At 52.8% G+C, this 7,023-nt stretch carries 6 protein-coding genes and 1 pseudogene; 3 read left to right on the top strand and 4 right to left on the bottom strand.

The genetic code is table 11. The features are described from left to right. From C5Y96_RS27570 to C5Y96_RS01950, 3 genes are all read left to right on the top strand, one after another. Window positions 1–3,437: restriction endonuclease fold toxin (locus C5Y96_RS27570; RefSeq protein WP_199188615.1), on the top strand; the 3,437-nt coding region annotated here is incomplete at its 5' end. A gap of 8 nt (window positions 3,438–3,445) precedes the next feature. Then, entirely contained in the window at window positions 3,446–3,841 is a 396-nt protein-coding gene (locus tag C5Y96_RS28085; RefSeq protein ID WP_105349872.1) for an Imm7 family immunity protein, read from the top strand. 168 nt (window positions 3,842–4,009) lie between these two features. Further along, a complete protein-coding gene (locus C5Y96_RS01950; RefSeq protein WP_105349871.1) occupies window positions 4,010–4,303 on the top strand; it encodes a hypothetical protein in 294 nt (97 codons plus the stop codon). Here C5Y96_RS01950 and C5Y96_RS28080 read toward each other — a convergent pair. The 4 genes and pseudogenes from C5Y96_RS28080 to C5Y96_RS01930 all read right to left on the bottom strand — a co-directional run. Next, window positions 4,284–4,598, bottom strand: coding sequence for a glycosyltransferase (locus C5Y96_RS28080; protein WP_409994409.1), 315 nt, complete (start codon window positions 4,596–4,598; stop codon window positions 4,284–4,286). The genes C5Y96_RS01950 and C5Y96_RS28080 overlap by 20 nt on opposite strands. A gap of 1,637 nt (window positions 4,599–6,235) precedes the next feature. Then, window positions 6,236–6,451, bottom strand: a complete 216-nt coding sequence (locus tag C5Y96_RS01940; RefSeq protein WP_105349869.1) for a hypothetical protein — start codon at window positions 6,449–6,451, stop codon at window positions 6,236–6,238. 86 nt (window positions 6,452–6,537) lie between these two features. Then, on the bottom strand, window positions 6,538–6,795 hold the full coding sequence (locus C5Y96_RS01935) for a hypothetical protein (protein WP_233198723.1): 258 nt from the start codon (window positions 6,793–6,795) through the stop codon (window positions 6,538–6,540). A gap of 8 nt (window positions 6,796–6,803) precedes the next feature. Continuing rightward, window positions 6,804–7,023 (bottom strand): annotated as a pseudogene (locus C5Y96_RS01930) (hypothetical protein); the annotation flags it as partial.

Raw genomic sequence — 7,023 nt, 5'->3', positions numbered from 1 at the left:
CGCAGACTTCGCGTCGCAGTGGCCTGCTTCCGTTCGGGCTACGCCCTCACTCCAGCAGCCCACTGCGATTCCTTTTACCCAATCCGAACTCTCATAACGGTGGGCCAGGTTTTTGGGGCATTTCAGAGTCGAAACGTGACACGACAATTCTCGCGCTCGATTTGCAGCAAATTGAAGATACGGCGAATGCCGATTACGTTGCCGCAGCGGCCATCGCTGGGCATCTCGAAACTTATAACAAAGCAATTTTGGAAGCCACTGCGAACTATAGTACCAATGCTGCCGCAGCAAGCTACAGCTTCAATCGCAAGGTAGCCCAGCAAGAAAAGTCATTGCGTCTTTCCGTTCAGCAAAATCGGGCTACCGTTGTCCAGGCAACCGATGGGGCTACGAATCAACTCACGATCTCGTTATCTGACAATGATTCCACCAACCAAAGCAATGAAGTGGCAGCTCAACTGGCTGGTGTTTCGGTCATCGACACGCAATTAGCAAGTCCGTTCAGCAATTTCCTCAAAGAGAAAGCGGCTGGTCAGAGCCAAGCGGCAAGTAATTTAGATATCGAGACTCAAGACTGGATTCGCGATGTCATTCTCTCGTACGAAATTTACTCCTCTGCTTCCGCTGGAGCAAATTCACAGTTTGCAGACATCCGTGAGAACACAATCTATGATCATGCAATGCTGACGGCATCAAGTCAGAAGCAGGCCACCACGTCAATCGCTAGTAGCTACCAACAGAACGGAGACACGTTCGCGGCAGCAGTAGCGGCTTACCATGATGCCGAAGCCCAAGCGCATCGTGACCATCGGATTGCGGTTGAAAAAGCGGAACGCCAATATGAGTTCGACAATGATGCGGCAGCACGCGACGCTTCGATTGCCGCGGCCGCGACCGCGTTTGCCAACGCCGCCAAGTCGTATACCGATGCGTACTACGCGGCAGCCGTATCAGCCGATGGCCAGCATCGGGTCACAATCGCCAAAGCCGATTCCAATCACGAAAATAATGTCGGTCAATCTCGGCTCCGTGGAACTTCAACCATCGCGGATGCCCAAGTTACACTTGTTCAAACGGATGCCGCGGCGTCTCGTACTTTGCAGGAAACCATCGCTGATTTAGATCAAGCATTCGCTCAATTTAAGGCAACCGATGCATATGATCAGATCGTCAATAGTCTCGCATCCAATAGTGATCCCTGGTCGACCAAGGAGTTGACGATCACGGAAGCCCAGCGAGACGGCCAACTCTTGATTCTGCAAGAGACCCATAATTTCCAAGATACTCAGGCCGCAGCAACGGAAGCCTATCTCCTAGCGGAAGCCGATGCCGTCCGAGATCAACTCGTTGGCGAGGAACAGGCAGAAGTAGTCAAATCGCTTTCCGAAAAAGATGCGGAAGTGGAAAGGAAAGAACAGCAGCAAGCCACCCATGCATCCCACCCAGTCGCATCCAACACTTCCTACGGAGAGCATGAAAGTAACGGTGCAGAACAAGGTTCCGAAGATACATCCGGCGAACCTCAAAATACAAATTCTCAGATATCAATCCCATCTTCGGTTACAGACGTTACTAGTAGTCGCATCGGAAAGTTCTTAGAGTCCGGCCCACTTCCAATCGCCAATACGGGCGAAAGCCCTGCAAGCTCTGTCGATGTCGTTGGCCAAAGCATCAACACTTCGTCGAACATCATACCTGCTGAGATTGGTATCGAAGGGCTGACGAATCAGTCTGCCACCCAACAAGGCGAACTTCAAAAAACTTTAGATGAACTCGACCGTCAATCGTTGCGTCTACTTGGCGAGCTAAACAAGGCACAGTGGAGCGGCGATCAACTCGACCCAAGCTACTATCAAGGCTTCGCTACTGGTTTCTTCTACGATGGTGCCTGGGGCAACGTAACAAGCTTGTGGAGTATTGCGAAATTTACGTGGCATCTCAATACGACTCCCGTGCGGGTCACCGGGGCGTTAGCTCAGAAGTATATTCTGGGAGATAGCAGGGCGCTTGATCAGGAGGTGGCCGATGCTAACAAAGCGAGGGAGATGCTTGAGGCGGCAACCAATTTTGTGGTAAATGCCGCCACGAAGGCCAATGAGTTTTTAGAGAACTCGATCAATCAGCACATCGAAGCCCTTACCGAGGGTGATCCAGAAAAGTTGAGGGCTCTGGCCACCAGCCACGCCCAGGCACAACTGATCATGGTGACTGTGATGGCGGAGTTGGCAACCAAGTACAACGAGCTAACGCCTGAGCAGCGAGGAAGAATTTCCGGTGCAATCACATGGGAAATCGTCCAAACCTTAGGCGAGACGGCCCTAACCGCTGGTGCGGCATCCGCGGCCACTAAGCCTGCCAAGCTCTTGGTGTTGATGGAGAAATTGCGCAATCTCAAACACCTTGACCACTTGAAGGATGTTTCGCATGTCCTGGCCAAATTGTTTGATGAAGGAAGTACGATATCGCAAACGGTCTCCAAAATACACAAAACGAGTCTGCTCGTCCTACAAAAAACGTGTTTTGCAGCTGGCACGCCCATTTTGGTTCCAGGCGGGTCGTGCTTCATTGAAGACCTGAAAGTTGGCGATGCCATCCTTTCCCGCCCGGAAGATCAACCTGATGCCCCGGTTCGAGCCAGTGCCGTCGAAGAACTGTTCCGGCTTTCAGCTCCTATCTGGGAAGTTCAAGTCGGCGGCCGCACAATTGAGACAACGGCTGAGCATCCGTTCTTCGTGGCTGGACAGGGCTGGACACCGGTAGCCAAACTAAAGGCAGGCGATGCCATTCTCGGCCATGACGACACCACGACGATGGTGCAGCGCGTTGAAGAGACAAACCGGGAAGTACCTGTCTTCAACATCCGTGTAGCAGAAGATCACACCTACTTCGTCGGAGCTGACGACTGGGGCTTTTCGGTTTGGGTGCATAATCGGTACGAAGCTCGTCAACTGGCCGATGGTGCATGGGAGGTTTATCATACGGTTGACGGATCGGTGGAGGGAGTCAGGTATGCCTCCAAAATCGAAGCGGAAAAGGCCGCAAAGCTATTCAACGAGGATGCGGCTAAGGCTGCGGCGGCTCTTGCCGAAAACGGTGGACTCGGCAAGCTCGTTAAGGTTCATAGTCCCGACTCTGCAGCCGATGCTCTAGCTAAACGACTGGGAGGTGAGTCACGAGTAAAGTTTTCTAACGGCCCAGGCAATGAGTTCGATGCCGTCAGTGATCTCTACGTTGCTCAATCTAAGCCAGCGAACTTCGTGGTAAACAAAGTGTTTCGAGATCAAGCAAAAGCAACTTTTGAGACGGCCATTCAGAGTGGGAGAAAACCGTACTTTCACTTTGAAGGTCCTCCGCATCGAGATGTCTTGCGGAAGCTCGAAGAGTATGGCAAACGATACGGGGTTGAACCTGTCATTGATTTTACACCTTTAAATTGAGTAAGACCATGTACGAATACCATCTTTGGATTGAACTTAGCGAATCGACGGAAGAATCCGATTGTGGGCAGCTTGACTCAAAGGTCGATGCGCTTAGAGCACTTGTACGTGACAAGTTAAGCTGCAAGCCCAATGACTGCATTGTCCATGTGAACTACTCCAAGGTCTTTCAGTGTTCAGGAGGTGCCAATCATCGAGGAACGGATCACGATATGTTGTTAGACGTGCTAAAACGATTAGTTGAACTTCTTCCGGGGAGTCATGGTCTCGTCTATTGGTCAGATGATGAAAGCCCCGGAAATGCGGTTTTTGATGGGTACAAGGTACTGGTAGTGGCAAGGGGCGAAGTACACGAGAGGTTAGACCCGTTTCTCTCCCCAAAAAAACCTGTTGTGGAAGACTGAATAGTTGATATGGTCTTTCGATCGATCTCCTTAGGCTGTGCCGGCTCTGGCACCAAAGACGCCACTGTACGGCAACGTAAATATCAAGAAAAGTAAGTGGGACTGGCTCTGTAGAAAACTACAGAAATAGTTTCCCCGCTAGCGGGGCTTTTAACGTAGCAGCTCTTAATGAGCGTTTCGAGTAAATCTCCGTTGGATGTGTTGGTCACTGCCAGGACCGTCGCCAAGCAAGCTTTGCCAGCATATCGGCACGTGAACAGCCCGAAGATGTTTACGCAGCATCAACTGTTTGCCTGCTTGGTGCTGAAGAACTTTCAGCGGCTCGATTATCGCGGCATCACCGAGCAACTTCTCGACTGTCAGTCGCTGACCGAAGCGATCGAGCTCGACTATATTCCCCACTACACGACGCTGCAAAAGGCAACTCAGCGGTTGCAGAAGTTTAGAGGGGCCACTGAATGAGACTGGTACACCGCTCGATCGCCTGATCAGGATCAAACTCTACATACCGCGACGCAAAAGCCTGGGCTTGTTCACGAAACGTGCTTGACTTCATCATCGCGGATAGCTGCTGAATAACTTGCTGAGTCTGGTTGGGAACGGCATCCAGCGATACGCCAAGCTCATGCGTTCGGCGGCTGAATACGGCCTGTTCGAACGTAAGGGGAATATGAAATACCGGTCGCCCGGCCAGGAGGAACTCGCAGCAGGTTCCGTGATTTCCGTTCATGATCGCCAGATCGCACGACTCGACCACTGTGGCCAAATCGATATGCCGATCCGCCAGGCGGACATTGGGTGGGAGCGATTTGCCAAGTTCCGCGACATTCAAACCGTCTCCGACAACAAGCGTCGAGCATCCCTGGCCCCCTAGCCACCGCAGCAGTTCCTTGATCGCCCGAAACGGTTTCAGATAGGCATAAACCTTCAGACCTTCGCCATCCGGCCATTGTATCTCGGCCGAGTCTTTCGCGCGGTGCCGCTTCTTGGCCGACCAGGCCCCTAGGTACTCCCCCCCCTTGGCGATGCGGATAGTGATCGAGTTCCTTGAAGGTGGTTAATAGATTGGCCGTTACGTCCGAATAGATCTGGCCGATCCGGTCGATCGTGGGCTGCCGATTGCTTTGCAGAACGCCATTGATTCGCTCGATGAACTGCTGTTCGTCCCTGGCCCTAAGTTCCTTCGGCATCGGTCGCCAGGGTGCCATTTCACACAAGGGGAATTCATCGACAGGGCAGAAGAAGCCGGTACCGATGGTAAACGAGGGAATCGAGAGTCCGCGTGAGGCGAGAATGCCCGTCGGGGCGTGATCGAGGACGAGGCAGTCGGGCCGAATCAGCTGATAAAGATTCCGCCAGGCCTGCACCATCGCTTTCAGTTCCTGAGGATCGCCAAACCCCATATTCTGCAGCAAATGCCCGAACGTAGCTGGAGCAGGATTGTGGGGAATCGCTTTGCTAATCTTCACTGGTGCCTGATACAGTTGAATGTCCAGATCGCCGAACGCCGCGCCTGCCCGAGCCAGGTCCTTGACGATCAGGGTAATGCGATGCCCCGACGCCATCAGTCGCTCGGCCACCGGACGAAACGGCCCCAAGTGCCCATAGCCTCCGCCCAGTTCCCACCCAAAAACGATGTGCGCCACAACCTTACTGCCTGATTGCTAATTGACTGTTTGCCTGACCGTGGTTGATCTGGAAGGGCGTTGAATCCAACTCTTGATTGATCACCGAAGAGATCGCCTCAGTGTTTATCTCCCGCAATTTTTAAACCTCGCATTATAACTTGCCAAGTCGTGCCAGTGCTATCAATTGCAGTTAATCGAGAAGATGGAATTCAAGTCTTGTCGTGCAGGCGAGACCGCTGTTCGTTGGTAGTCCCCTAGGATAACTCTTGTCCAACCTAGCCGTACCCGAATAGCGAGAGGCATGACGCGAAAAGTCTTGCGGTCATACCATCTGCCCTGAAACGGAATACCGTGAATGGGGCATTGATGATGATGCCAATAGCTAAGAAAAAAGTTCAAGGGCCGCCCTGTTGGGCGGCCCTACTAGGTTTGACTACTTCTGACAATTCTACTTTCGCGAAGAATGACCATGTCGACGTCCGACATGGTATCCCTTCCGGCTTCCCAATTGCTTACCGGTCTTGTAGCAAGCCCAGGCAACAACAGCCCAGAATGCAAACTGCACGATGGTCTCCATAGATCCTCCCACTTCACGAATTAACAAAACTACCTGTCCGAGCGTCGCCAATTCGCACAACGAGGATGGTATCGGTGCTGACGCCGCCCTCGCTGCTGACCACCCCGGATCAAACGCAGATCGACTTGATCCGCTGCACTCCGAGGATGCGTCGATCGTGACAAGACTGCCGTTTCCGAAGTGTGGGAGTTAGGCTGCTTTCGGTTCATAACACTCGCTCCCCGAAGACTCCCGTGCTCTCAAAAACTCGACTTCGTCCCAGTCGATGACGTTCGGACCGAAACCGACATCGTCGTCCAGTTCGTCTGAAGGTTCTTCGACTAGCGAAAATCCCAGTTCCCGGATCGTGGAAACACTCTCGCCAGTTGCCTCGGCAACTGCTCGGTAAATATCAGAAGCGTGCATGGATTCATTTCTCCTTAGGTCAAGAAACAGAAAGAGCCCTTGCCGGATCGCACTCCAGCAAGGGCTTCGGAAAGCGTGGGATCACATCAGTGTGCTAATCGTTGGCTTGAAGAGAGCCAATGCTCTTCCAGCCAACTGACCTCTGCACTCAACGCGATGCTGCGATTTTTAAACGGACCAAGTCTTGGCCCACCGACGGGTGCGAGATCCGCAAACCACTGACCGTCGTCGTTCGGCTCGACGTGGGAACCGCGCGAGATCGACAGTTTGCCGAGCGTATGGAGGTCGAGCGTCTCGTCATAAAGACAACGAATGTTCCCCGTGGATGAGATGACAAGTTGCATAGGGCACCTCACTTCGGAGAGCGGATAATCCGCCGACGTGGCCGATCTACCAACAGTTCGTCCAGCGTTGCCTGTACGCTCGATAGTTCACGGCTGACCGACTGTCGTACCTGAGCGTCGTCTCGTAGCGTCTGAGGCTGCACGCCCTGAACAATGTTCTGGCACTGCGAAACGAGCTCGTCGAGTTGGTCATTCGACCGAACATTCAAGGAACGAAATCGTTCAAAG

The organism is Blastopirellula marina (genome assembly GCF_002967715.1).
Classification (GTDB): domain Bacteria; phylum Planctomycetota; class Planctomycetia; order Pirellulales; family Pirellulaceae; genus Bremerella; species Bremerella marina_B.
The sequence above is the reverse complement of the archived record's forward strand: the minus strand, read 5'-3'. Positions and strand labels throughout refer to the sequence as shown.